The following is a 22965-nucleotide window of genomic DNA, read 5'->3' on the forward strand; positions in this document are numbered from 1 at the left end:
CATCGTTATTCATCCTGCTGCATCGATACCGCTTCTTCCACCTCTCTTTCCTCCACCGCCGGATCGGCCTTCACTACATCGCCACCCGTCAGCGGAGCCAGTCCGCGCATCGCCCGCACTTCGTTTACTGTCAGAACGCCCGCCGCCAGCAGCGCCGTCTGCATTTGCATCTCCTCCATCTCATCGGTTGAGTCCAGCTCATTAAAGACAAATTCGAACTCATGCCATCCCAGCCGTTTACTGAAAAGATCACGTGTCACATGTTCAGCGATCAGCCGCGCCAGCGGGACGATCGCGCTATGAAATGCCTCGTCCAGGAGAGCCCCTGCTGTCGATCGGTTCACATCCTGCTCCAGTCCCAGCAGCACCGGCGGCAGAGAGAATGCATTCGCGATCATGCGAATCAGAAACTCCTGCCAGGTCATCCGCAGATCCGCATCGGTGCCTGTCGCAAAGCGCAGCACCTCCGGCTTCTGCTCCGAGCTCAGAAGTGGAACCCGTCCCGTCCCTTCGATCTCGTCCTGCCACCAGCGAATCAACCGCTCATGCTGCGCCGGGGTCGTCTCGTTCAGCCATAACGCATACTGCACAACTGCATTGCTCGCCAGTTTGCCTGCAAAGCGGTGGGCACTCAGAAAGGCATTCACTGTTTCAAAGGCAACTTCGAGAGCTCCAAGACCAAAGGGCGTATAGCTGCGGGCATTCATGCGCACATAGATCAGCTCATTGTCCTTCAGTGGAATCAGCCCTTCTGAGCCGGCAATGCCTGTTGCCTGTGCAAACCGTACCGAGTCTGGCTGTCCGTCCCACTTCGGATCGATCCGGATCGTCGCTCCATCGACAGGCCATAACTCAAACGGGTTATCGTTATCGCCCGTCAGCTCCATCTCGATTGCGCCAAACCCGCCCACCAGCACGTCCTCGATCACCTGCTCCATCAGTGTTCGGAACGAATCCGACGCATTCGGATACTCAAGTGCCCTGCGCAGCGTTGTCAGCCTGCGCTTAAGAAACGCGACCCTTTCCGGTACCGCGTCGCGTTTCAGCCTTACCTGCCAGTCCATGCTGGCTACGCGATCTTTAATCAGGTTGATCGCACGTCGTACCACCGGCGTCTCCGCAAATCTGCGCAGATTCGCCGGAGTCGGCTTCGGCAGCGCCTTGGCTGGAAAATGATAGGGAGTCAGAATCGAGGGCAGTGCTGTCGTCTTTCGCTGCACCGTCGCTGCTTCCTCCGTATCCTCTCGGCCTCGCCCTATCAGAGTCAGCGCCTGCTTCCATGAATCTCGGATATTCACTCGCCCCGCTCCTTCTTTTCCTTCTTCAATCCAAAAAGAAAAGGCACGGCGTTATGCCATGCCTTCCATTTCCATAACCATTCCGGCTCCGCTGATATGCCTGCGCAGAACCCCTTTCTATTCCCCGATCCCAGTTACCCGCACTTTTACACTCGCAGCTCTCGTTGTGCTGTCTCTGCAATGTATGGAAGCCTTTCCGTCGTCAGGACCCGAATCTCCTGCGCCTCCATAGCTTCCACGCCGAATCGGTACTGTACTATGCGATCCTCATCCTCCTGCAGCGTCGCGATCGGCTCAACAATTGCAGTCAGTTCCAGCAGTGCTCTTTCCACTCGTGCCACCCCATCACGCAGCGCCGGCGCGCTGAATGCCAGCGACTTCGCCAGCTCTGAATCCCCGTCGAGCGATACAGCGTGAAACATGCGTATCACCCCATTCGGTCTGTATCCACAGTCCAGCTTCAGAGGATCGCCGGCTCTCGTATACGGTGCCGCGGCAATCCGCTTTTGCATCAGATCCCAGACTCCCGCGTGCTCAAATTGTGTTCGCATCGTTCGTTGAATTGCCTGCCGCCCTGTCCATCGCTTTGCCCCTGCGCGTTTGCGTGGTTCGACGTACAGTTGCATAAGTTGTTCAATTTCGGCCGGAATCGTCTCCGCCAGGCAAGCCTTCGCCTCAGTGATCTGTAACAGGTTCGAGAACGAATCTTCTAGCGTCTTCATCATCGGCGGCAAGTCAGAACCACGTTCTGTGAATCTTCGCCGCATCTCTGACTCCAGCGCTTCAAGCATCTCTGTATCCGCATCCGGATCAACGCAACGCACCCGCGCCCAGTCTCGAGTAAAGCGCACGATCGTGCTCTCCGGTCGCGCTGCCTCCCGCAGCAGCACCCCAATGTTCACAAATTCGTTCTTTACTGGGTCCGGCACATACCTTACCAGAAAGAATTCACACTGCCGCCGCTCGTTCACATTAACCTTCCCCGAAACTTTCCCTCATGCAGCGTATCGGCCCATTCTGGTTCAGCAAAACGTCCTGTGCCTCTTTCTTCCAGCGGCCGCTCCCAGTTTGGAAAAGGCTCGCGTGATGATTCCCGAAAGTCTGTAATCAGCTCGCGCACACGCCCACGTCGCTCCAGCAACCGCTCTCCCAGCAATTCCAGTTCTTCTGCATTACCGTCATACCATTCCGGGGGGATTGTATCCATGATCTCCCAGAGTTTGTCTGCTGCCAGTGCTTCAATTCTGCTCAACCAGGGCTCAAAATCCTTCCATCCCGTAATTTGCCGGTAAACGATATTTCTCGCATATACCCCGCGCAGCGGCGCATCCACAAACCGCCACTCACCCGCATCGAAACAGTGCCCATGATCGATAAACGTGGCAGCGTATCGCTTTTCGCGAGTCCTTTTATGGAAGACGGCCTGCCGCCCATTGGCATTGCATGTCCATTTATCAAAGGCCAGCATCCCGGCAAACTCTTCGAGGTTGCGAACTTCCTCAAGCCGTTCCTCCGGAAGATAATCTGCTGTCTGCCCCGGCATCAGCCCGCCAACCAGTTGCGATCCAAAATGCAGACCTGGTTTGCAGCGCTCACGATAATTTCCGAAATCCAGATCCAGATCTGCTGTCTTTTTAATCAGCCATTCGCTGACTTCAACCACCTCGCACGTCGGTACCGTCAGCCCCACGGCCTTTGCCAGCCGTGTCGCCAGCAGCTCATTCACCAGCACGCGCGGATGCTGCGGATTATTCTGAAACTTCACCACATACGCATGTCCATCCGTGCCCAGCATCAGGTGGCTCTGTGCTCCGCCCCGCATCCTGCGAATCTGCTGTACGCCCTCGACCGCCAATCGTCCTCCGCGGCTTATTTTTCTGATGCTCCATCCTACGACACGCGCCGCAGCTCGAGCTGTTCTCTGCGCGCCGCCAGCGCAATCGCCATTGCCATCACACAGTCGTCATGCTCGCCGGCCTGAGCCTCTGTTCGGCCATTCTGTTGGCGGACAAAACATCTGCACTCCTTCAGCAGCCGCTCGCTCGAAAATATTTCCGGGCTTTCTACCAGCGCTGCTCCCAGCCCTGCCAGCACCTGAGGTCGAGTTACCGCATTTGTCAGCCATCCGTCCTTTCCGCCCTCTGTATAAATCGACGGATACCTGCATATGCCGTGCAGATAAGCCAGAACTCCCGAACCGTGATTATTTCGTTCCACGACCATCAGAGCATCGTTATACTCACGCCCCAGACGTGTCAGTTCCTGTGCAAACTCCAGAGCCTCCATCTTCGCCTGCAGCTCTGCGCACTGCAGACCTGTTCCGAGGTCCATCACCTGTGCCGCCGAAAAATCCCCTTCTGTCCCGCCACCCGCGGGATCAGCAGCGACGAGATATTTTCTGCCCGGTATGGGTGGATACCAGATTTGCAGTTGCCCCTTCAGCCGTGTCTGCGCCGGCGCGCATATCGCACGCAGCCGGCCATCAATGGCATAGGTGTCAAATACGCAATCTCCGCTGCTTAGAAAGCACTCGTTCGCATCCTCTGCATATTCCTGCTTCGTCAGACCGCGAAAATTTGTCTGAAGCTGTCGCCGATAAGCGATCTGCCCCAGGCTCAGTCCATGACGTACCATCAATGCGCGCTCATCGGCCGTCAGAGAATGCTCTTCAACCGGATCGCGGGCATATTGTTCTTCCCACCACCAGGGAAAAAAATGTCGTGCTACGCCGGTTAGTTCTGCATCCTGCCACTCCCGCCAGAAACATCCCGCAGCGCCCATTGGGGTCGACTCCAGCACCAGTTCACCTTCTGGAGACATGCCTGCTCTCAGTCCCTGCAATATTTCTGCAGCCTCTCCGGGCCATCGTGCCAGCTCCGAACAATGCAGGTTCGTAATCGTCAATCCGCGTCCGGCATTCTTATCTCCGGCCGTCTCCACACGATATTCACTGTCAATAGTCGGGAAAACAATCTGCTGCCCATTCTCCCTGAACTCGCTAAGGGCTCCGGTTCTCCATTCGTGGGGCAGGCAGTACAGGAATCGGCGTACGATGCGAAAAATACCTTCTGCAGCTTTTTGGGTATGAGCTACCTGAACGGTCAGTGTTCCAGGATGAGTGATAGTCCTGAGAAAAAACCTTCCGGCAACCCACGTGCTCATGCCCATCTGCCGAGCCTTGAGAACGATATTTTGTCGGGCCTTTTTCTTTTCGAATTCGTACTGTACTCTGTTGCCGGCCAGCGGAGCATTTCGACCTGTTCTGTCTCTGACACGCAATATCTGTTCGGCAAGAGACAAATAGGTAAGTCCGCCCTTCACATCAGCATGGTCAAGCACGATCCCGGTTCGAATTAAATCGTCAAGCAGAATAACATCCTTGCCGATCATTACTCTCGTTAATAGGCATACCAGTTGTAATCAGGCCCGCACACCAGCGTTCTCTTTCCCGCTGAACCAATCACAAGAGTAGTTGCTGAAGCTCCCTGATAATTGATCGTCTGCGAGCTGGCGGTTTGCATAGTTACTGCGTTCGAGGTGGCATCGGACTTAATAATGATGAGCTCCAGTCCGGTCGGAGTTACCCCATCGGCCATCGCAGTGTAGCAACTGGGCAGCGTAATGGTTTGCGGCCCACTGGTCGCATTTGCAACCACGTTCCTGTTTCCTGTAGTCAGAGTTAACGCCGACACAGTATTGAGCACGGTCGAAGTCGCCAATCCGCCGGCAGCTCGTACCGTCCCCTGGTAAGTGATATTAAAAAACGGGCCGAGCCCGGCAAAATGCGCCTGATACGCATCACCCTGGTAGCCGGTGTACATCTGTGCAGCATAGGCCGGATAAGATCCTGCCGCCGCAATAGGTGTTGACCAGATCCTCGGTACAGCCCCCGATGTATCGCTGACATTTGCTCCTCCGCTTGAAAAGCCGGAGGTGTTTGCTGGCTCAAGCGATTGGTAGTAGTTACCGCATCCGGTCAAATGGTGCACACTTGCAAAGCTTGGCGGATTTCCCGATGTCAGTCCGTAGGTGATCCAGTTCACTCCGGAGGCCATATTCAGGCAGTCCACGTCGGCAATCAGCAGGTTGTTCGTAACAGATGGGGCAACATAAGCAAGATTGGCGGCAGGAAAACTGGTTGTATCAGGCCACTGGATGTGGCCTCCATGAATCTCTATCCCCTTTGCGCCTACATAAAACCCGGCAACAGCCGGGCTGTCGACATAGGTATCTGTCCATACGCTGCCTGATCCGCCCGTATCGTAAACAACATAATTTGTCGCATAGGAGGCAGTCGGCGCCGACCCCGACGTCGTGTTATTTGCGCATGGCGCCGTCGAACATGTGTAGGGGTATCCAAAACCGTGTATCAGATAGCCGGTATTTCCTGTTCCCTCGTTATAGATAGCGGCTGTAAGTGCATTTCGAACGGTAATGAAATCCAGATGGCTGTCGATTGCTGTCTGCTGAATATGTATTCCGTATGCAGGCCGGCTCGCAGGCGTAAACGTGCCTGCGTTATAGCTTACCGTCACATTACGGAGCAGAAAGTTCGACTGATGTCCATTTGTTGTACTCTCTTCACCGAGAACTATGCCGTCAGCGGCCGTATCATTCACCGTCACATTATCGATCAGCAGCCCACGAAACCACTGCAATTCAAATCCGTGAGTTGCATTCGCAGCAGCCAGAATATTCAGATCTCTGAACGTGCACCCTTGCGCCTGTGAGGTATTTCCAAGATAAAAAACATCGCCACTCAAAGGAGTAGTTATCTTTAGCGTCGTAGCCGGCTGAGAACTGTCAGCATTTAATGTTGAACCTGCAGATCCCAGAACATTCACGCATGAGCCATTCAACGGCTCGGCCATCGTCGTCGTGACATTAAAGGTGCCAGGGCCCAATTTTATCGTTTGATTCAGACCAGTCGAGTTTGCCAGAGCTACTGCTGCGGTCCATGCTGCATTCAGTGTTGTATACGTCGTTCCATCAACAGTGATCTCGCCATTAATTCGGGATGCAGTCAATCCGCCCTGTACCGTAGTTGATCCGGTCAGAGCTAGATTACCGACCCCTCCCTGATCACTGATCGAGAATGCATTCACCCAGGAAGATCCGTTCCAGGTGTCGTATTCCCATCCCCCGCTATTAGATCCAAATCCGGGACTGCCCTTCAGGCAAAAACGATTCTGTGCATGCCCTGAGCCTGATGAAGCCCCCACATCGTACCAACAGTCTGAAGTAGTAAACTGATGCCCCGCTGGAACAGCAAGCCCAGGATTGGCTCCCAGGGCCGGGTCCGGAGAGCGAAACTTGAAGAGCCGGGACTCATACCAGTTCAGGCCTATGGAGGGCAGGTTCGTCAGCACCGCATCGTATGTCGAGTTGACATAATTTAACGCCGCACTTACCCCATTGCTATACTGAACGGCAATCAAGGGCGGGGTCGCGGCATTTTCCACCTGGCCGGTAGTTACCTCACTATTCTCGCCGGTCTGAGCTTGTCCGCCAAAATCGCTGTGCTCGATTGCTATAGATCCTGCATAATGAACTTTCACCCAGCCTGCGCCAATCGGCTCATTGACTGAGCCGCCAGAGCCCGTCAATTCATCATTGATAAGTGCGAGATTTACCTGCGATTGATTCAGTGCGCCACTGGTTCCGGGAGGAAAGGCCAGCAATCCATCTGGAATGGTCCCTGCTATTACAGAGCCGCAGGTGTCGGCGCCGCTTTCTGTGTTCCCTATGATATCGGTATTATCGTTACAGTATACCGTCCAGTTCGAACCCGGGGGATCAATACTTTCAAAATGATTAGAAAGCGCAGTTACCTGTGGGCCAAAAGTGTTTGTATTAAAGTACTGTATGTATGAATTAGCCGGCCACGACGGATAAGCACCTGCTATTCCGTTTCGAGTAAAAACGTAAAGTGTGTTGTTGGAGAAAGCTCCTACAACTGTTTCGTATTGGTTCCGATTTACTCCCGGCACGTATGCGCTGGCGGAAGAAATGGACGGGCTATAATCAGCTGGGTATATATTTAATGTTGCTCCGTAGCCTGACACATCCTGTACATCCCCCGCTGTGTTAGGCATCCACATTGTTCCATTTGCACTTCCTCCGGATACGGTCGCCGCGCATGGAGTATTCAAACTACAGCTATTCCCTGATAGTGCCGACGACAGGAATGTATATGGTTGCAGTCCATTGATTGTGAGGTCCGCCCCAAGATGGGGCTGTCCGTTAACTGGAGCTCCTTCACAGTAAAAATTCTGGATGCTGACTGCCTGTGATCCCTCAACATTAAAGCATCCTGCGTACCAGTTAGCTTTAATTGAGCCGCCATTGAACTCTACATTGACTCCTCCGATTGTCACAGCTGCATGTGTCTCCGGCAAGATAGTCGGCTGCCAGGTAGCATCAGCTGTTACACCGGTGCCGTTGGCATTTGACGCGGCCGTGATGGTAAACGATCCGGAGGGGGAGTCATTTGTGACGTTAAGTGCCTGAAAATATCCGTTTAAAGCAGTTACTCCTGTTATGCCAGATACATTAAACCAATGCCCCGAATAAATTGGAGATGTGCCACTATCCCCGTTTACACAAGCCGATGCCGGCGAACAGCTAATGACAAAAGTTGCAGTTTTCCCGTCACCTTCGGCCGATTGCAGCGTCATCGAACCCGTCCATTGAGAGTTTGGATATTGACCGCTGGCGTTACAGTTGGCGCCCCAGCAAAAACCGTCATCTGTCGACCCGGCAGATGCTATATTTAATTTGTAAAAATGCCCTTCGTTCCCCGGCCCTATCAATGGCCATCGCGTCGAATCAATTTGTAAATCATTGGCATATACTCGTTCTGCTGCATAAGCAACCAGGCCGCGACCGCCACTATTCAATAGCCTTACATGTTCAATATGAACACCTGCAGCATTAGCGATCTCGAGTAATGTAGCAGTATAGTTATGTCCATCAGCAGCATAAATCGTCAGATTAGAGATGCCACCATAGCATTGTGCTGCTGCCAGTACAACTACCGGATTATTTACATTCGAAAAAACCAGACCGTCGGCGGAGTCGTTTGTTTGTTTCAGAAGTGTTGCCGATTCACCATCTCCCACAACATCAATGTCGCAGGATACCCGAATAGGTGAGCTTATTTTGTATATGCCTTCGGGAATATATACAGCAGGATAATTCGCATCTCTGACGCCTGTTGAATATGCGTAGGCTATTGCCGCGTTGATTGCACATGTCGAGTCCATCAGACCAGTAGGATCTGCAGCATTGGCACATCCTGCAGTCGCACCAAAATCCGGATGTCGCACATCGATACGCGGCAGTTTATTGATTGCATTGGGTGTTGATAGCGTACCGAGCATGGATCCGCCAGCAAGAGGCAGCGCGGATAAACCGATCTGATCGGCGTAATGCTTGGTTGCTGCCTGGTTCTGCGAAGTGGGATCACTACTCAGAAGAAGAGGCCCGCTCATCGTCGCGCCAGTTAAGGGGACATAATTATTCGTGGCAGCCGCAACGGAACTGTCTACATACGACTTGGTCACCGTCTGAATCGCAACGGTAGAAGGGGCTAGTTCAGCCCGCACAGAAGAAATCGTTGCCGTTCCTGCAGCCGGCACAACCCAGTATTCCTTATTAACAGTTCCATCAGTAAGGTGGTAGGTTGCCGTGTAGTAGCTTCCACCCGGCAAACCTCCTTCATTGGGAGCCAGATTAACGCTTACGAATCCGTCCGTTCCAATCTGTGTATTTAAGCTTCCGGCGGCGACGGCATTATTGGCTGCAGTGGTAAACGCTGGCCAGCTGATAATGAGCGTGCCGCTTGCGGGCGTTCCGTCCGCTCTGTAAACCGTTCCCTGCACTGTGGTAACTGATACCTGAGCCAGGGCATGGTGCGAGGTAAATACAATCAGAATAAGCGCCAGGTATAACCCAAATCTGCCTACAGGTTTAGAATTCTGATTAACGCGGTGCATCATTAATATATCCCTTGTTTTGGTTGCCATCGGTCGGCGTGGACCTGCTGCTTATGTGCCAAAGTATTCGATTGAGCCTTCGGCACTTCCCACTAAAAGCGCCTGAGCAATCCATCGTCGGCCACCGGAATAGTGAAAGAGGATTCTCGACGCCGATTGAAATCGTATGATTGCGAGCAAAATAAAAAGGGCACCGTGCGCCGATGCCCGTCTATCTGTGTGGTTATCTTTAAATTCAGGATAGCGAATCAGAGATAATTGTGTGCCAACTTATTTTTAATTCATAACTACAGATGTGTGCGATAGATACGTGCATGCCTCACAGGTGCTTTCCTTGACAGGCCTGATGAGTCGTCGGGCTTCAGGAGGTCGGCATCAAGCAGGCTTCTTGTGAGACGATCTAAGCCATGGTTATAGATACGAATCACCGAGCGCACGCTTTGATCCAGCAGAGTCGCTGTTTCACTATAGGTAAATTCCTGTAGCCCGATGTGAGCAATGAGTGTCTGAGTATCAGAGTCGAGAATCCCCAGGCATTTTTCTACATCAAAGATAAAAATAAGACTGTCTTCGAAACTGGACATGCGATAACTCGATGTCCTTCCGCGAAAGACGACATTCCCTAATATGGAGGGCGCTCTGCCCATTTCCACTGAAAGCACCATGTAGCGCCGCAACAGGGCCTCTGTATGTTTTCGAAAAAAGGCCATTCCATCCGTGGAATGAATCGGCAGTTTTGACGAAACCGATGGACTGGCAGCCGCAACAACGACAGGTAGCAAAAGGGCAGCACTCACTGGACGCCTCCTGATACTACGGCGTGATGTCTGGGCCGACCGATTCTGCGTCGGTTGCGCGCATGCGGGAAAATGCCGAGCTTCGCTACACAGGGTGAGCAATAAACGCCAGGATGATCATTAGTGTGGAGCCAGAGGCCTCCGCATCCTTGGCATACTTTTATTGATACGCGCAAATACGTCATGTTTTCTCCAGGACGAAATCAACATCTGCGGTCGTCTACTCTGATTTCTGTTTCCGCAGTGGAGGAAGCTCTTACGGTTGCAACATTCTCAGGATGTCGCTGCACAGAGAGGGCCTTCCTTGTTGTGGGATGGAATGGATGAGCGCGCAGACCATGAGCAATGGCTCACCTCTGGGAGAGTATTGAAACCCTTACCAGCCACGGCTTGAGAGAGGGAACTGCTTCTCGCAGAAAAACTCCACGCGTATCAGCGCCACGCTAAAGTGGGCACACGTGTCAAGCGACTATGGCTGGTAGAAGTGTGATCAACGCTATCTGTGGGTGTCTGGTGCTGCAATAGTCGTCGAGCCGCCAGCTCACAGTCACACTATCGCCGCGACTGGATTACCAAAATATCCGGTGAACAGGAGCCCTGAGCATTTCTTTCTGCAAAGCTCAAAGTAATCGGTGTATAGCTCAATGAAAACTTTCCACAAATGAATTTTCAGCAGCTACATGAGCGTCTTCGCCTTGAAATTTGGCGCCGCATCGATAGTGGCTTGCTCTCAGGTTCACTGCTGGCGCGCCAAACCGGATTGCGTGCGTCTCACATTTCAAATTTTCTGCACCATAAGAGACGTCTTAGTCTGCCAGCTCTTGATCGCGTATTGGCGGCGCAGATGCTTGATGTTGAAGACCTGCTTCCGGAACACATCGGCAGTACAGATTCCACTGTTCTTATGTTGCGAAAGACCAGTGTCCCAGTCGTGTCAGTCAAAGTCGCAATGTCAGTCCCCGCTGTGCTTCCTCAGCTGGTTCAGGAAACGATTCAGCTCCCGGAAGATTACTTTGAAGTTTTTGCGCCTCGCCGTACTTTGACACGTCGCAACTGGGAAAGGTTTGTCGCCATTCGAGTGCCAGCGAATCAGGCATTGCCTATGGCTCCTCTGCTTCTTTCAAACACTGTTGCTGTCATAGACCGGCACTACAATTCTTTTGCTCTCTGGAATCCGCCCCGTCCAAATATGTATGCCATTCAGGTAGGGGCTGATATTGTCTTCCGCTACGTCACTTTTGAAGCTGGACGGCTCATCCTGCGCCCTCGCAATCTGGATTATGCCGTTGAGCTCCTGGAGCTAAACGACGACGAAGCTCCTTCTGGGCCGATAGTGGGCAGAGTGTGCATATGCATTTCGGAGGTTTAGGCTGGCTGTGTCATCCGTTGACTGAACCTGCCACCGGCAGACAATAAAGTTTGATAGCATCGGCTCTGAGGAATTCCTATGGATCAGGTGCCCGGTTCTGCCAGCAGCGCTCGCCGTAATGAGGACATCGCTCTCGATTTGTTGAAGTTTGTTGCCACGACTGCGGGAGTTACGCGTACCAGTTCTACATCGACGGGTTTTGTTGCAGCAGGCTCTGCAAAATCAGAAGATCAGGTGGAGCATCTTCTTGAACTCTATGCGCGCTGCCTCGCTGTCATCGAAGGCAAGGGAGCTGTCCGATAGCGTGAACGCTGTTCTTTGCGGTGCCGGGGCATTTGGCCGCAACCACCTTCGTGTTTATCGCGAGCTGGAGCTGCAGGGATATCCTGTTCATCTCTCAGCTGTTGTAGAGCCGGATTCGGGGCGCGCCCAAGCCCTCGAAACTGACGCCAAAGATCATTCGCAGCAGATTTCCATATTTTCAGATCTACGTGAGTGCATGGCTGCTCGTGATATGGGTAGGATAGCCATTGATGTCGCTTCTGTATGCGCACCAACTTCGGCGCATTTTTCCATAGCTGCGGAGTTGCTTGCGGCGGGCCTCGATGTACTGGTGGAAAAGCCGATTGCTGCGACGGTGAATGAGGCAAATCGCCTGATTGAACTTGCACAGCAGCATGGCCGGATTTTGCAGGTTGGACAGCTTGAGCGTTTCAATCCGGCCATTACAGCGATCGAGCCATATCTTGATAATCCAATGTTCTTCGAGGTGCATCGGCTCAGTGTATTCAGTCCGCGTTCCCTTGATGTCGACGTTGTGCTTGACCTGATGATTCACGATCTGGACATTGTGCTTACCTTTACACAATCTCCAATACGGCATCTTCATGCAGTAGGATTGCCGGTCGTTTCAGGCAAAGTGGATATTGCCAGTGTTCGTATCGAATTTGAATCAGGATGCGTAGCGAACTTTACGGCCAGTCGTGTCAGTACAGAACGGGTTCGCAAGATGCGGTTCTTCCAGCCTCATCAGTACGTTTCGGTCGACTATGCCCGTCAGGATCTCTTCGTAATTGATGTAGAGACAAGAGACGGAAAGGCTATCAGGCAGACTGGAGAAAATAATCCGGCCGATCCTGTTGCTTTCGGAGGCCGGGAAAGCCATTTACCCCCAGGTTTGTCTTTGAGGCGTCCTGTTGTTCATTCAGGCGAACCTCTTCGTCTTGAGATTGAGTCATTTCTCAATGCTGTTAAGACCCGTACTGCACCGCGTGTTTCAGGCGAGGATGGCCGTCGCGCGCTTGCACTGGCCATTGAAATCAATGAAGCAATCGCAATGCACGCAAAACATGCAAGTCTCCAGCGCTTTGCTCCTGGAGGATAAGGGATGTCTCGGATGAGTCGGGCAAACCAAAAGTGGTATCCGAAGAGTCTGAATCACTTCAACATGTTCTACATCAATCGCAGGAAGTGAGCGCGATTTATACCAGAGTAGTGCTGGCTATTCTTTCCAGCACCTTCAATGGAGATACTCCAGGGTTTACCATCGCTTCCGGCCGTACCAGAAACGTCTGCTCCAGAGCATGCTGCCCTGCCAGAACCGCATGCGGCACGGTGTCTGTGTAAACCATCCAGCTCGATCCCGATGGGAACTTCCACGAATACTTCGGGCATTCGGTTTGCCATGCCGAATTTTCCTTCAGAAAATTATGGAAGCGCATCATGAAATCGTCATACGGGCTTCGTTTCAGTGATGGAATCGCTCCTCCCAGCCCTATTGCACGACCCAGAAATTTGCCAGTACGAGTCAAAGAGCTGTCGGGGCGTGGGGCAATCTGTTTCGGAGCAAATTGTCTGACCGTGTCGGCAAAGGGTGCGCTCACCATCCAGTCTCGCGTTCGTGTTGGATGAATGTTATTGAAGAAGCGAAGAATCCGCGCTCCATGAGTGGGCCGCGTCGGAAATGCGTCCGTGTGCAGCAGGTCATTCCGGCGCCGCAGGGGCAAATTCCGGCTTTCCTCCTCCTGTGGGCGGAAACTGGCATAGTCGAGCGTCCAGTTACCGTTGTAAGGGGTTAGAAATGCTGTCAGAAATGTCGCAACGGCCTGCGAATACATTCGCATAACGCTCCGCAAACGTGTCACTGCCGTCGCGTCAGCCGTCTTCGTATCGACACCGCTCAGACGGTCGATGTTCGGTTTATAGGCAATGTTTTTATGCAGGGAGCTATCGGTTTGTTGCTGTCCCAGCAAAAAGTGAATGTCATCTTCCGCCAGTGGTACCGGGGTTTCAGGAAAGAAGAGAATCTCCCCGGCTTCAAGCCGAGCACACCATTCCCGTGCTTTTTGATCAGTTGTAGGCCTGCCATCAGGTATTTCGCTGAGCGGGATAGTGAGCAGTCCCATAAATGCCTTATTTAGCGGTAATTCGCCGGCGCAGCCACACACCGACAAAGAAAATCAGGCTCACGAATAACACAATCACGCCCGCTGGAAAAGCCACATAGCGATAGCTATCCGCGTAATTGATCTGGTGGTGTCCCAAAATGTTGTAGAAAAGCAGGCCAAAGATGGCCAGAAAACAAACCGCAAAAAAGGTAAGAAAGCCTGTGGCCGCAGCCAGCAGCAAGCTCCTGAAAAATCCGAAGTCGCCAAGCGGAATACCGAGCAGTCGTGCAGGAGCTGACGGAGCGCTGAATCCCTGAGGAGTCATGGTAATCACAGCAGGGAAACTCAGTTCCCCGCACCTCAGCTAGAATACCTGTTTATGGCTGAGGTCGCGCAAATTCCGCTCCTGCCTGCGTCAAAGATTGCGCAGGAGGCACCCGTACAACAGGCCGAAAACGGTGTTTGTTTCGCCAGTTATGGCGATATTCATTTAACGGCTGAAGAACTGCAGCACATTGTGCAGGCTGTTCCGGCATCTGTTGCTCATGCATTGAAACACCGGGCATATTACTTCGTCCCACTTGCCATTCACGAAAACGAGGAGACGGTTGTCGCGGCCGAATACACCGTAGAGCTCAGTGACCGTGCAGTTTGCCACCGTAATGTGACCTTCGGAACCGCTGAGTGTATTTTTATTTCAACGCGTCTCATGCAGGACCGTTTTGCTCTCGCGTTTGAATTCTTCATCAACGCTGGCCACCATTTCGTCGATGCCGCAGGCGTGCCTGAAAGCTTCTCCGAGCTGGTTTGGTCGCAGGCTTCTGCAGACGTGCGCGGTGAGACCAGTCAGGATGCCTGGGAAAGCCGTCGTCGAGCACTGGATAAAAGCCGCAGCGATCAGGTGGATGAAAAAGCGAAAACCACGTATCTGGAATCTGTCTTTTCCGATGCTGTCGCCATCTACATGCTCTCGCTGACGATTGATTTCGATTACATGGACCTTCGTGAGCGCGAATACCCATTGCTCGCTGCGCCCGCTCTGGCGGAGCGGCTGCGTCATGTGGCTGGGTTATTCCCGCCGAACCCAGGCTACGATTTCGAGATTCGTTATCGTCGTCGGAACGCATAGGACAAGACCGCATGATTGCCCATCTGCGCGGACGCCTCTTCTCTAAACAGCCCGGTCAGGTCATTGTTGAAGCAGGTGGCGTCGGCTACGACGTCACAATCAGCGTGCCAGTCTTCACGGCGCTGCCGCACGAGGGAACGGAGGTTTCGCTCTTTATCTATACCCAGGTTCGTGAAGATACTCTGGCGCTCTTTGGATTCCTCGATCGTAACGAAAAAAATCTCTTTGAGCGGCTTATCACTGTTTCCGGCGTAGGCCCAAAACTGGCTGTTACGATTCTCAGCGGCCTGAATCCAGAGCGGACGGTAGCGGCCATCCGCTCACAGGACCATGCCACGCTCACTCGCATCCCTGGCGTCGGAAAAAAGCTGGCCGAGCGCCTGGTGGTGGAGCTGAAAGACAAGCTGGAAGATATGGCTGCGGCCCCCGCGATAATTTCTGCAGGTCCGGCAGCCGAAGATGTGCTGTCCGCACTGGTAAATCTTGGTTATCAGCGTCCGGCTGCTCAAAAAGCGATTGAGGCAGCCGTCGAGAAAGAAAAAGCCGTCGGTGAAGACTTTGACGGATTATTTCGTGCTTCGCTAAAAGTCATCCGCTGAAAACGAGATGTCTTACATGGCAGGCCGAGGGTTGTTTACATCGCATCCCAGCCGTCTCTTTTCCATAGCAATCTCATCATCGCTCGCGTCGGCGTTCTTTCCGAGAAGCTCATGCTGCAGATGGACAAGTTCCGGAAATCTGTACCGGGTGCATAAGGTCATCTCCCAGACACTCCCTGTGCGCTGGCTGACGGCATAGCGGCGCAGCGTCTCGTCCGGTTCCTGTGATGCACTTTCGCGGATGACAATGAAACTTGAAAAGCCGCGAATGAACGCTGCATTCATGTCCATACTGTTGAACTCGATATGTGTATCGGCGGTGTCAATGTGGTCATGGCCGGCAACAAGCAGAGCCAGCCGGCGAGCCTGATCGGAAGTAAGCCGATGCGGAGGCTGCACTGGGGGTGCGGCCGCAGCAAGTCCAAAAAGAAGCAAGCTCGACAAGGGCAGAATACGCATATCCATTTGAGCTTACAGAAGAGAGAAAGTCACCAGTCCAGGCAGCATTCCTGCTTAAAATGGCTCAGTGAGCCGCGAAAAGCAACGACTATCCCCTGGAGCGAAGACTTCTTCCTCCGCTTCCTCGACAATTCAGCCGTGGTTCCGTGAGGATGCCCTGAAATTTCTTCGAGGGCTGAAGCGAAACAATAACCGCGAGTGGTTCGAGGCGCGCCGAGCAGTTTATGAGCGTGAGCTGAAGCTGCCGATGCTCGCACTGATTGAGCGGATCATGCAGGGGATGGAGGAGTATGCCCCGGAGCACATACGTCCGGCCGCCAAATGCATGCTGCGTATTTATCGTGACACGCGCTTCTCAGCAGATAAATCACCCTACAAGCACCATGTTGCTGCCTGGTGGACACGCAGTGGTCTTGAGAAGACCTCCGGGGGTGGTTATTACCTCCACATCGGTCACGATGAGCTTGTGATCGCCGCGGGTGTCTATATGCCGCAGAAGGAGCAACTGCTGGCCATCCGCAGGCATCTGCTGGAAAACCATCTCGAATGGAAGCGGCTGATCGAAGATAAAAAACTGCGCAGGTTCATGGATCTGCATGATCCCATGGCGCTCACTCGCCCCCCGAAAGGCTTTCCCGCCGACCACCCCGCGATTTCATGGATTTGCTGGCGGCAGTGGGGCGTTATCGCGCATCTGCCTGCAGCCGAAGCTCTGAAGCCGGCACTTGCAGCAAACGTTACCAAATACCTTCGGCTTACAGCACCGATCGTGAACTTCCTGAATGAGCCACTCACCGCTGCGCTGCAAAAGAAGAAAAAGCCCTTGTTCGGCCTCTATGCGCCGGTTCGCACCCGGATGCATTCCGATGACGAGCATGAGCTGTAAGGCGCTCTGACTCGACCTTTCCCGCATATTATCGGGCGTTTTCCTGTTCTTAATCGGGCACATTTCACGTAAAAACCCGGAAAAGCCGCAAAAAACCTGTGGAAACGGACCTTTTGCCATTGACAAACGCTGCTGAAAGCCGCAAGGTAAACGGCGGTAGGTTCTCTCAGACCCGCATGGATACTGGCGATTCGTCAGTGAGATATGGTGATGAACGAACCCGCAGTCACCCGCTACCAGGTCAGAGCGCGAAGCGTTTCCTGGCGGCGCAGACAAGGAAATCAGGAGGAATTTACTCGATGGCAACAATGACGAAGACCGCGCTCGTGCGGCAATTGGCGGAGAAGCTGGAACTGACCAACAAGCAGTCCGCAGCTTTCCTTGATCTCCTCGCCGAGACCGCAATCAAGGAAACGAAGAAGAACGGCGTATTTGTAATCCCCGGCCTCGGCCGTCTGGTCAAGGCGGAGCGTAAAGCGCGCATCGGCCGCAATCCGCAGACCGGTGAGCAGATCAAAATCAAGGCAAAGACGGTCGTGAAGTTCCGCGTAGCCAAGTCGGCCAAGGACACCATCGCGCCGCCGAAGAAGTAACTCGCAGCAATCCGGCACTGAGGAAGTGGCGTTGTGTAACCTTCCTCAGTGTTCAGGCCGGCTCCGTGCTGCTCCTTGATTCTTTCGATGCAAGCGCCCGGATGACCAGCGACAGGCCAAAACAGATCATCACGCACTGAATCAGCAGTTGTACGTTATATCGCCACGCCAGCGCGGCAAGACAGAGCGACATTCCTGCTGGATAAACCTCCGCAAGAACACTCCGGCCCCAGTCTGGCCGATTTGCCGAGGCAGGAACCTGCGGAAAAAGAGTTGGAAGCAGACGCGGTACTCGCCGATGGTATTCGATGTACGGCGTTCCAAGGCGCACTGTCAGAAAATCCTCTTCGCGGAGGATGAGCCGAAAGTAAAAGACTGCCTGCGCCACCAGAAAAAAAACTGCGCCCTGCGGCGGCATCAGAATCGCAACTCCGGCTGAAAAAATCCAGCTTCCCAGATACAGTGGATTGCGGACAAAACGGTACGGTCCCGCAGACAGAACCTTTTCCGCATGCAACGAGCCGGATGTGACGATGGCTCCGCCGAGAAACGCAGTGCCCCAGACCCGCAGGGCCGCCCCGCCCAGAGCAAAGAGAATGGCCAGAGAGGTTATAAGCTGCGTGCTCTGATTAAGGCCAATCCAGTGCGTGCGCGCCAGCAGGCTGGCTGTTTCGATCCAGGCAGTCGGCAGGGCTGATACAGACGTATAGCGCTGCCACGGAGCCCGGAATCCCATGACATAAAGCAGAATTCCAATCAGCATACGAAAGCGGAACTCAAATGAACTGGCCTTCATTGCAAAGCCTCTTGTAGTCGTCCACCGGCAGCCGCCAGACGTGCCTCGGCATGATCCCGATCCACTCCCAGCCGATGCATGATGACAGCTGTTCGTACGGAACCAGCCTTCTCCAGCAGAGCTGCAGCCTGAGCGTGACTAAGCCCCGTGATGGTTGCGATGATGCGGGTGGCACGATCGGCCAGCTTGCCGTTTGTGGGTTGTACATTCACCATCAGGTTGCCATACACATAGCCGCGCCGCACCATCGTCGCCGTGGAAATCATATTCAGCACTAGTTTGGTTGCGGTACCGGCCTTCATCCGCGTGGATCCGGTGACGACTTCCGGCCCGGTGGCGGGAGTAATGGCCAGCTCTGCTGCCTGTGCCAGTTCCGAGCCCGGCACACAGCTTAAGCCGATGGTAAGTGCGCCCAGGTTGCGCGCCCAGCCGATTCCACCAAGTACATAAGGAGTACGTCCACTGGCCGCAATGCCAACCAGAACATCGTTTGCCGCGAAACCATGAGATTCAAGGTCTTGGCGCCCCTGTATGGGATCATCCTCCGCGCGCTCCACCGAGCTCCGCAGTGCCACGTCGCCTCCTGCAATGATTCCCTGCACCAGTTCCGGCGGCGTGTTATAGGTTGGCGGACACTCCGAAGCATCCAGTACTCCGAGACGCCCGGATGTCCCGGCGCCAAGATAGAACAGCCGCCCTCCTGCTTCAAGCCTGGCGACCACAGCGTCGACGGTCGCAGCGATTTCAGTCAGCTGTTGTTCGACGGCAGCAACCGCCTCGCGGTCAGCCGTGCTCATAACCTGCAGCAGATCGGGAGTCGAAAGCTCATCGAGATGCGCAGAGGCGGGGTTGCGTGCCTCCGTAGGGAGATCAGCGAGATGGAGTTCCGTGTCTTTCAGACTCATGACCCCTTTTTAACCGCCGCATTCAGCACGGAATAATCGAGGCCCTGCAGATTGCGTCCGGGCTCGCCATTCAGATCGAAGACGATGACCTCGTTTAAACCCTCATGCAGCCACGACTTCGGCACATAAAGAGCTTTTTGCGGACCAATATCCCAAAAGCGCCCCAGAGGCCTTCCATTCAGCCAGACTTCGCCTTTACCGAGGGCGCTGGTATCGAGGAAGGTATCTCCGGGTTTCGTTACCGCAAATGTTGCGCGATAGAAGCATGCCCCGGCGCACGGCTTCTCCGTGTAGGGCAGCTTGCCCGGCGTACGCATCGGCAGCGGATAGATATCCCATCCGGTTACAGGCCTTCCCGCCAGTGTCACACCTCCCAGGATGCCGGTGCGTTCGCCTGGCAAAGCATGTCCGTAATTCACGCGGCCTGTGTTCTCGACGAGGATGTCGAGTTGTGCATCCGCAGAAGTAATCTGAAGTGGGAGGGTCTTTTGATCCAGCCTGCGGTCTATAGTACCGGCGAGCTTTCCGTTTACATAAACCTGTGCGTAATCATGCAGCGTATCAAGGGCGAGCTCACCGCTTACCGGGGCAGCTATTCGTGTGCGGTAAAGGATGTATCCGTATGCCTGGTCCAGATCTTCCATCGAAAGAGGATCTGCTGAGTGTACGGGCGCTGGAAGCGTCTGCCACAGCGATGCGCTCTGCAGCAGGGTAAAGGAAGGCACGGCGATCACCGGAGGAGCGGCGGGCACTGGTGGAGGAGTGATGCCCGTGTCCTTTGCTATGACATCGCGGAAGAGATAGTACTTCGGCGTGGGGTGGCCACTCTCATCCAGCGCAGCGTCGTAATCGTAGCTGGTGACGTCGGGCTCGTAGTTCTTCCCATTTGAATTGGCACCATTCATCCAGCCGAAGCTGGTGCCGCCATGAAACATGTAGATGCTGATCGAATAGCCCTGCTTGAGAACCCAGTCGAGCTCATCAGCCTGCTGCTTCGCATCGGTCGAAGCATGCGGAGCGCCCCAGTGATCGAACCAGCCGTCCCAGTATTCGCCAACCATGAAGGGACCGCCAGGACGAAGCTTCCTGAAGGTCGCAAACCCCTTTTGTGCGTCACCGGGACCGAAGTTGATTGCTGCCGGAAGCTCGGGCAAACTGCCATTGGGAACCTGTTCGGGACCATCGGCGGTATAGAACTGCGCTTTGGTGAAGCCGGCATCGACGAGGTCGTGGTGGATCGCTTCCATGTAGCCGTGATCGCTGCCATAGGAGCCATATTCGTTTTCCACCTGGACCATGATGATAGGTCCGCCGTTGCCGATCTGCAGCGGCGCCAGCTCTTTGCCCAGACGAAGCAGCCAGGCGCGAGAGGCAGCGAGAAACTTCGGATCGCTCGACCGGACGACCATGCTGTGATCTTTCAGCAGCCAGGCGGGAAAACCGCCGAACTCCCATTCGGCGCAGGCATAGGGTCCGGGACGCAGAATGACATAAAGACCTTCCTGCTGCGCCTCGCGAATGAACTCGGCCACATCGGCATCCCCGGAGAAGTCGTAAACGCCCGGTGACGGCTCATGAATGTTCCAGAAGACGTAAGTGGTGATGGCGTTCAACCCCATGGCTTTTGCCATGCGCAGACGCGTTCGCCAGTATGCTCGTGGAACCCGCGCGTAATGTATTTCGCCGGAGACGATGCGGAAGGGCTTTCCGTCAAGCTGAAACCCACCCTGTGAGACCGCAAAAGTGTGTGATTCTGCTGCCTGTAATGTGCTGGCGGAAAGCAGTAGCGCCGTAGCACCCACCATCGAAAGCATGCGGAGAGAAAAGTTCATGGCTGTCTTCTGAAAGAGACAGTGTACAGGTCAGAATGACGGAGAGTCCTGCCAGCCGGCACCCGGATGCAAACCGATTCTACACACCGCCGTCGTCTTTTCCGCAGCGTTCCGAACCCGGAAGCCTGAGATACTGTGACACAGGGATCGATCCGAATGACCGAAGTCTGTTCCAGATGTGATGGCATAGGGATGTTGATTGTCCAGCGTCCCGACGGCAGCCGTGTGGCTGAGCGGTGCGAATGCCGTCAGGAGCAGCGCATCGCACGGGCACTTTCCCGGGCGCGAATTCCAAAACGATATGAGCATTGCTCGCTTGAGAGCTACGAGGCGAATTTTCCGGGCTCGGATCGGTCATTGCGTGCGGCTCATCTGATGGCCCGGCGGTTCGTGGACGGTTATCCGGCGGTAACCGAAGGGCATGGTCTGCTGCTGACAGGATCGATCGGCATCGGGAAGACACATCTCGCGGTGGGGATTCTGCAGGCCCTGGTGGTAGAGAAGGCCGTACAGGGGCTGTTCTGCGATTATCGGGAGTTGCTGAAAGAGATTCAGAACTCGTATAACCCGCAGGTGGCAACAACGGAGCTGGAAATTCTGCGGCCCGTCTTCGATGCCGAGGTCCTGGTGCTGGACGAGTTGGGCGCGGCCAAGCCGACGGAGTGGGTGTGGGACACGGTCGCGCACATTCTGAACACACGCTACAACGACAAGCGGACGACGATTATTACGACGAACTACGCCGATCAGCAACCGGGCAGTACCGACGGCGGAAATGCAGCGAGCCGGACGGTGCGCGCTGCGGTCCGCGAGGAGACGCTGGGTGACCGCATCGGTGAGCGCATGCGGTCGCGGCTGGCAGAGATGTGCGTGGTGGTGGAAATGCGGGGCGAGGATTTCCGCCGCACGGTGGGCCGCGCGCGGTTTGGGTGAGAGCATCCCGGCTTCCCATTGGTGCAGGGCTGACTTTCTTTTCACTCTAAGCTTCTGTCGCGCGAAAACGCTCACTCGCGTTTCGTTTTTCCAGATAATAGTTGAACTGCGCCGGGCTGAAGTTCCTTTCTCGCTCCCATCTCTTTCTGCTTTATCTCCGAGCAAAAGCCAGGGCATCTGCCCGTGTTTTCTTCGTGTCACCCCTGACACGGCGTGTGTGCGCTGACACGTTCATCTTCCGCCTTTCATCCCATAATTCATTTATTTTCAGCAGTCCAGAGAGTGGTCCGGACTGTGCAATCTGTCTCGCTGTTCGCGATTGCGGCGAGGTGGCAAATGAGCAGACGGATGGGGAAGGCATGGTTGCTGATGGTTCTCTTTCTGGTGATTTATCCCGATCAGACAGTACAGGCGCAGGACGGAAAGCAGGCTCAGACAGCTGAGGTAAAGCGGGTACTCGTGGTGAGCCTGCAGGACCGCAGGCTGGCACTGGTTGAAAACGGTGAAGTGAAGAAGGTGTATGTGGTGGCGATAGGGACAGCATCGACGCCGAGCCCAGTGGGCACCTTTACGATCGTGACTCGGGTGAGTAACCCCACGTATTACCACGATGGCGAAGTGCTGGCGCCGGGGCCGGGAAATCCGGTGGGAACGCGGTGGATGGGACTGAGCGTGAAGGGCTATGGAATTCACGGAACGAATGCTCCACGTTCGATCGGCCGGGCTACTTCGCACGGCTGCATCCGGATGGGACGTCGTGATCTGGAAGAGCTGTTTGCGCAGGTGCGAACCGGCGATCAGGTAGAAATCATCGGCGAGCGTAATGCGGAGACGGTGGCCCTCTTCGGCGGGGCGGAGCCTGTGGCGAGCTCTGCGACTGAGGTTGCGGTGAAAGCTGCGCCGGAACCGGCACCTTCTGCCGGAGCAACGAGCGCTGTAGCGGCTCTTGCCGCCGCTATGCCGATAGGCCGGTAAACGGATTACT

General features: G+C 54.5%; 21 protein-coding genes. 9 read left to right on the top strand and 12 right to left on the bottom strand.

Translation table 11 applies throughout. From position 1 onward, the window contains the following. Nucleotides 1–5: 5 nt before the first annotated feature. The 6 genes from D0Y96_RS12550 to D0Y96_RS12575 form a co-directional block, all read right to left on the bottom strand. Nucleotides 6–1298: a phage portal protein gene (locus tag D0Y96_RS12550; protein ID WP_350449054.1), complete on the bottom strand. Its 1293-nt coding sequence runs from the start codon at nucleotides 1296–1298 to the stop codon at nucleotides 6–8. Between the two features lie 146 nt (nucleotides 1299–1444). Then, on the bottom strand, nucleotides 1445–2269 hold the full coding sequence (locus D0Y96_RS12555) for a DUF3037 domain-containing protein (RefSeq protein WP_117300368.1): 825 nt from the start codon (nucleotides 2267–2269) through the stop codon (nucleotides 1445–1447). Beyond that, nucleotides 2266–3153 carry a HipA family kinase gene (locus D0Y96_RS12560; protein ID WP_215601621.1) on the bottom strand — a complete coding sequence of 296 codons (888 nt, stop codon included), beginning with the start codon at nucleotides 3151–3153 and terminating at the stop codon, nucleotides 2266–2268. Before D0Y96_RS12560 ends, D0Y96_RS12555 begins: the two co-directional genes overlap by 4 nt. Before the next feature lie 35 nt (nucleotides 3154–3188). Then, complete coding sequence (locus tag D0Y96_RS12565) at nucleotides 3189–4688, bottom strand: terminase large subunit (protein ID WP_147325046.1); 1500 nt, start codon at nucleotides 4686–4688, stop codon at nucleotides 3189–3191. A gap of 8 nt (nucleotides 4689–4696) precedes the next feature. Continuing rightward, nucleotides 4697–9325, bottom strand: a complete 4629-nt coding sequence (locus D0Y96_RS12570; protein ID WP_117300374.1) for a glycosyl hydrolase family 28-related protein — start codon at nucleotides 9323–9325, stop codon at nucleotides 4697–4699. Nucleotides 9326–9582: 257 nt separating this feature from the next. After that, nucleotides 9583–10092: a hypothetical protein gene (locus D0Y96_RS12575; RefSeq protein WP_147325047.1), complete on the bottom strand. Its 510-nt coding sequence runs from the start codon at nucleotides 10090–10092 to the stop codon at nucleotides 9583–9585. A 661-nt stretch (nucleotides 10093–10753) separates the two neighbouring features. Between D0Y96_RS12575 and D0Y96_RS12580 the strand changes: the two genes are divergently transcribed. From D0Y96_RS12580 to D0Y96_RS12590, 3 genes are all read left to right on the top strand, one after another. Then, a complete protein-coding gene (locus D0Y96_RS12580; RefSeq protein WP_117300378.1) occupies nucleotides 10754–11461 on the top strand; it encodes a S24/S26 family peptidase in 708 nt (235 codons plus the stop codon). A gap of 78 nt (nucleotides 11462–11539) precedes the next feature. Further along, nucleotides 11540–11764, top strand: coding sequence for a hypothetical protein (locus D0Y96_RS12585; RefSeq protein WP_117300380.1), 225 nt, complete (start codon nucleotides 11540–11542; stop codon nucleotides 11762–11764). A 1-nt stretch (nucleotide 11765) separates the two neighbouring features. Further along, the gene (locus D0Y96_RS12590; protein WP_350449055.1) at nucleotides 11766–12845 is read left to right on the top strand and encodes a Gfo/Idh/MocA family protein; all 1080 of its coding nucleotides are present in this window, start codon (nucleotides 11766–11768) and stop codon (nucleotides 12843–12845) included. 97 nt (nucleotides 12846–12942) lie between these two features. Here D0Y96_RS12590 and D0Y96_RS12595 read toward each other — a convergent pair whose 3' ends face one another. Next, nucleotides 12943–13866 (bottom strand): Kdo hydroxylase family protein, encoded by a 924-nt coding sequence (locus D0Y96_RS12595; protein WP_117300383.1) that lies wholly within the window; start codon nucleotides 13864–13866, stop codon nucleotides 12943–12945. 7 nt (nucleotides 13867–13873) lie between these two features. After that, the gene (locus D0Y96_RS12600) at nucleotides 13874–14182 is read right to left on the bottom strand and encodes a hypothetical protein (protein ID WP_434090777.1); all 309 of its coding nucleotides are present in this window, start codon (nucleotides 14180–14182) and stop codon (nucleotides 13874–13876) included. 45 nt (nucleotides 14183–14227) lie between these two features. Between D0Y96_RS12600 and D0Y96_RS12605 the strand changes: the two genes are divergently transcribed. After that, entirely contained in the window at nucleotides 14228–14977 is a 750-nt protein-coding gene (locus D0Y96_RS12605) for a hypothetical protein (RefSeq protein WP_117300387.1), read from the top strand. Nucleotides 14978–14988: 11 nt separating this feature from the next. Then, nucleotides 14989–15576 carry a Holliday junction branch migration protein RuvA gene (gene ruvA / locus D0Y96_RS12610; RefSeq protein WP_117300389.1) on the top strand — a complete coding sequence of 196 codons (588 nt, stop codon included), beginning with the start codon at nucleotides 14989–14991 and terminating at the stop codon, nucleotides 15574–15576. Between the two features lie 12 nt (nucleotides 15577–15588). On the opposite strand, the gene D0Y96_RS12615 is transcribed toward ruvA, so the two are convergent. Next, entirely contained in the window at nucleotides 15589–16041 is a 453-nt protein-coding gene (locus tag D0Y96_RS12615; RefSeq protein WP_147325048.1) for an effector immunity protein Tgi2PP, read from the bottom strand. Between the two features lie 61 nt (nucleotides 16042–16102). Here D0Y96_RS12615 and D0Y96_RS12620 point away from each other — a divergent pair, with 61 nt between their 5' ends. After that, entirely contained in the window at nucleotides 16103–16921 is an 819-nt protein-coding gene (locus tag D0Y96_RS12620; protein ID WP_350449056.1) for a DUF2461 domain-containing protein, read from the top strand. A 299-nt stretch (nucleotides 16922–17220) separates the two neighbouring features. Next, a complete protein-coding gene (locus D0Y96_RS12625; protein ID WP_117300393.1) occupies nucleotides 17221–17514 on the top strand; it encodes an HU family DNA-binding protein in 294 nt (97 codons plus the stop codon). A gap of 52 nt (nucleotides 17515–17566) precedes the next feature. On the opposite strand, the gene D0Y96_RS12630 is transcribed toward D0Y96_RS12625, so the two are convergent. The 3 genes from D0Y96_RS12630 to D0Y96_RS12640 are packed head-to-tail and all read right to left on the bottom strand — an operon-like array spanning nucleotide 17567 to nucleotide 21047. Continuing rightward, complete coding sequence (locus D0Y96_RS12630) at nucleotides 17567–18310, bottom strand: methyltransferase family protein (protein WP_117300395.1); 744 nt, start codon at nucleotides 18308–18310, stop codon at nucleotides 17567–17569. Continuing rightward, complete coding sequence (gene murQ / locus D0Y96_RS12635; protein WP_117300397.1) at nucleotides 18307–19215, bottom strand: N-acetylmuramic acid 6-phosphate etherase; 909 nt, start codon at nucleotides 19213–19215, stop codon at nucleotides 18307–18309. Before murQ ends, D0Y96_RS12630 begins: the two co-directional genes overlap by 4 nt. Then, entirely contained in the window at nucleotides 19212–21047 is a 1836-nt protein-coding gene (locus D0Y96_RS12640; protein WP_252263734.1) for a glycoside hydrolase family 35 protein, read from the bottom strand. The genes murQ and D0Y96_RS12640 overlap by 4 nt, the downstream gene beginning before the upstream one ends. 192 nt (nucleotides 21048–21239) lie before the next feature. On the opposite strand from D0Y96_RS12640, the gene D0Y96_RS12645 reads away from it, so the two are divergent. Then, nucleotides 21240–21980, top strand: coding sequence for an ATP-binding protein (locus D0Y96_RS12645; protein WP_252263735.1), 741 nt, complete (start codon nucleotides 21240–21242; stop codon nucleotides 21978–21980). A 336-nt stretch (nucleotides 21981–22316) separates the two neighbouring features. Next, the gene (locus D0Y96_RS12650) at nucleotides 22317–22955 is read left to right on the top strand and encodes a L,D-transpeptidase (RefSeq protein WP_117300401.1); all 639 of its coding nucleotides are present in this window, start codon (nucleotides 22317–22319) and stop codon (nucleotides 22953–22955) included. The last annotated feature ends 10 nt before the right edge of the window (nucleotides 22956–22965 follow it).

It is taken from the genome of Paracidobacterium acidisoli, assembly GCF_003428625.2.
Lineage (GTDB): Bacteria > Acidobacteriota > Terriglobia > Terriglobales > Acidobacteriaceae > Paracidobacterium > Paracidobacterium acidisoli.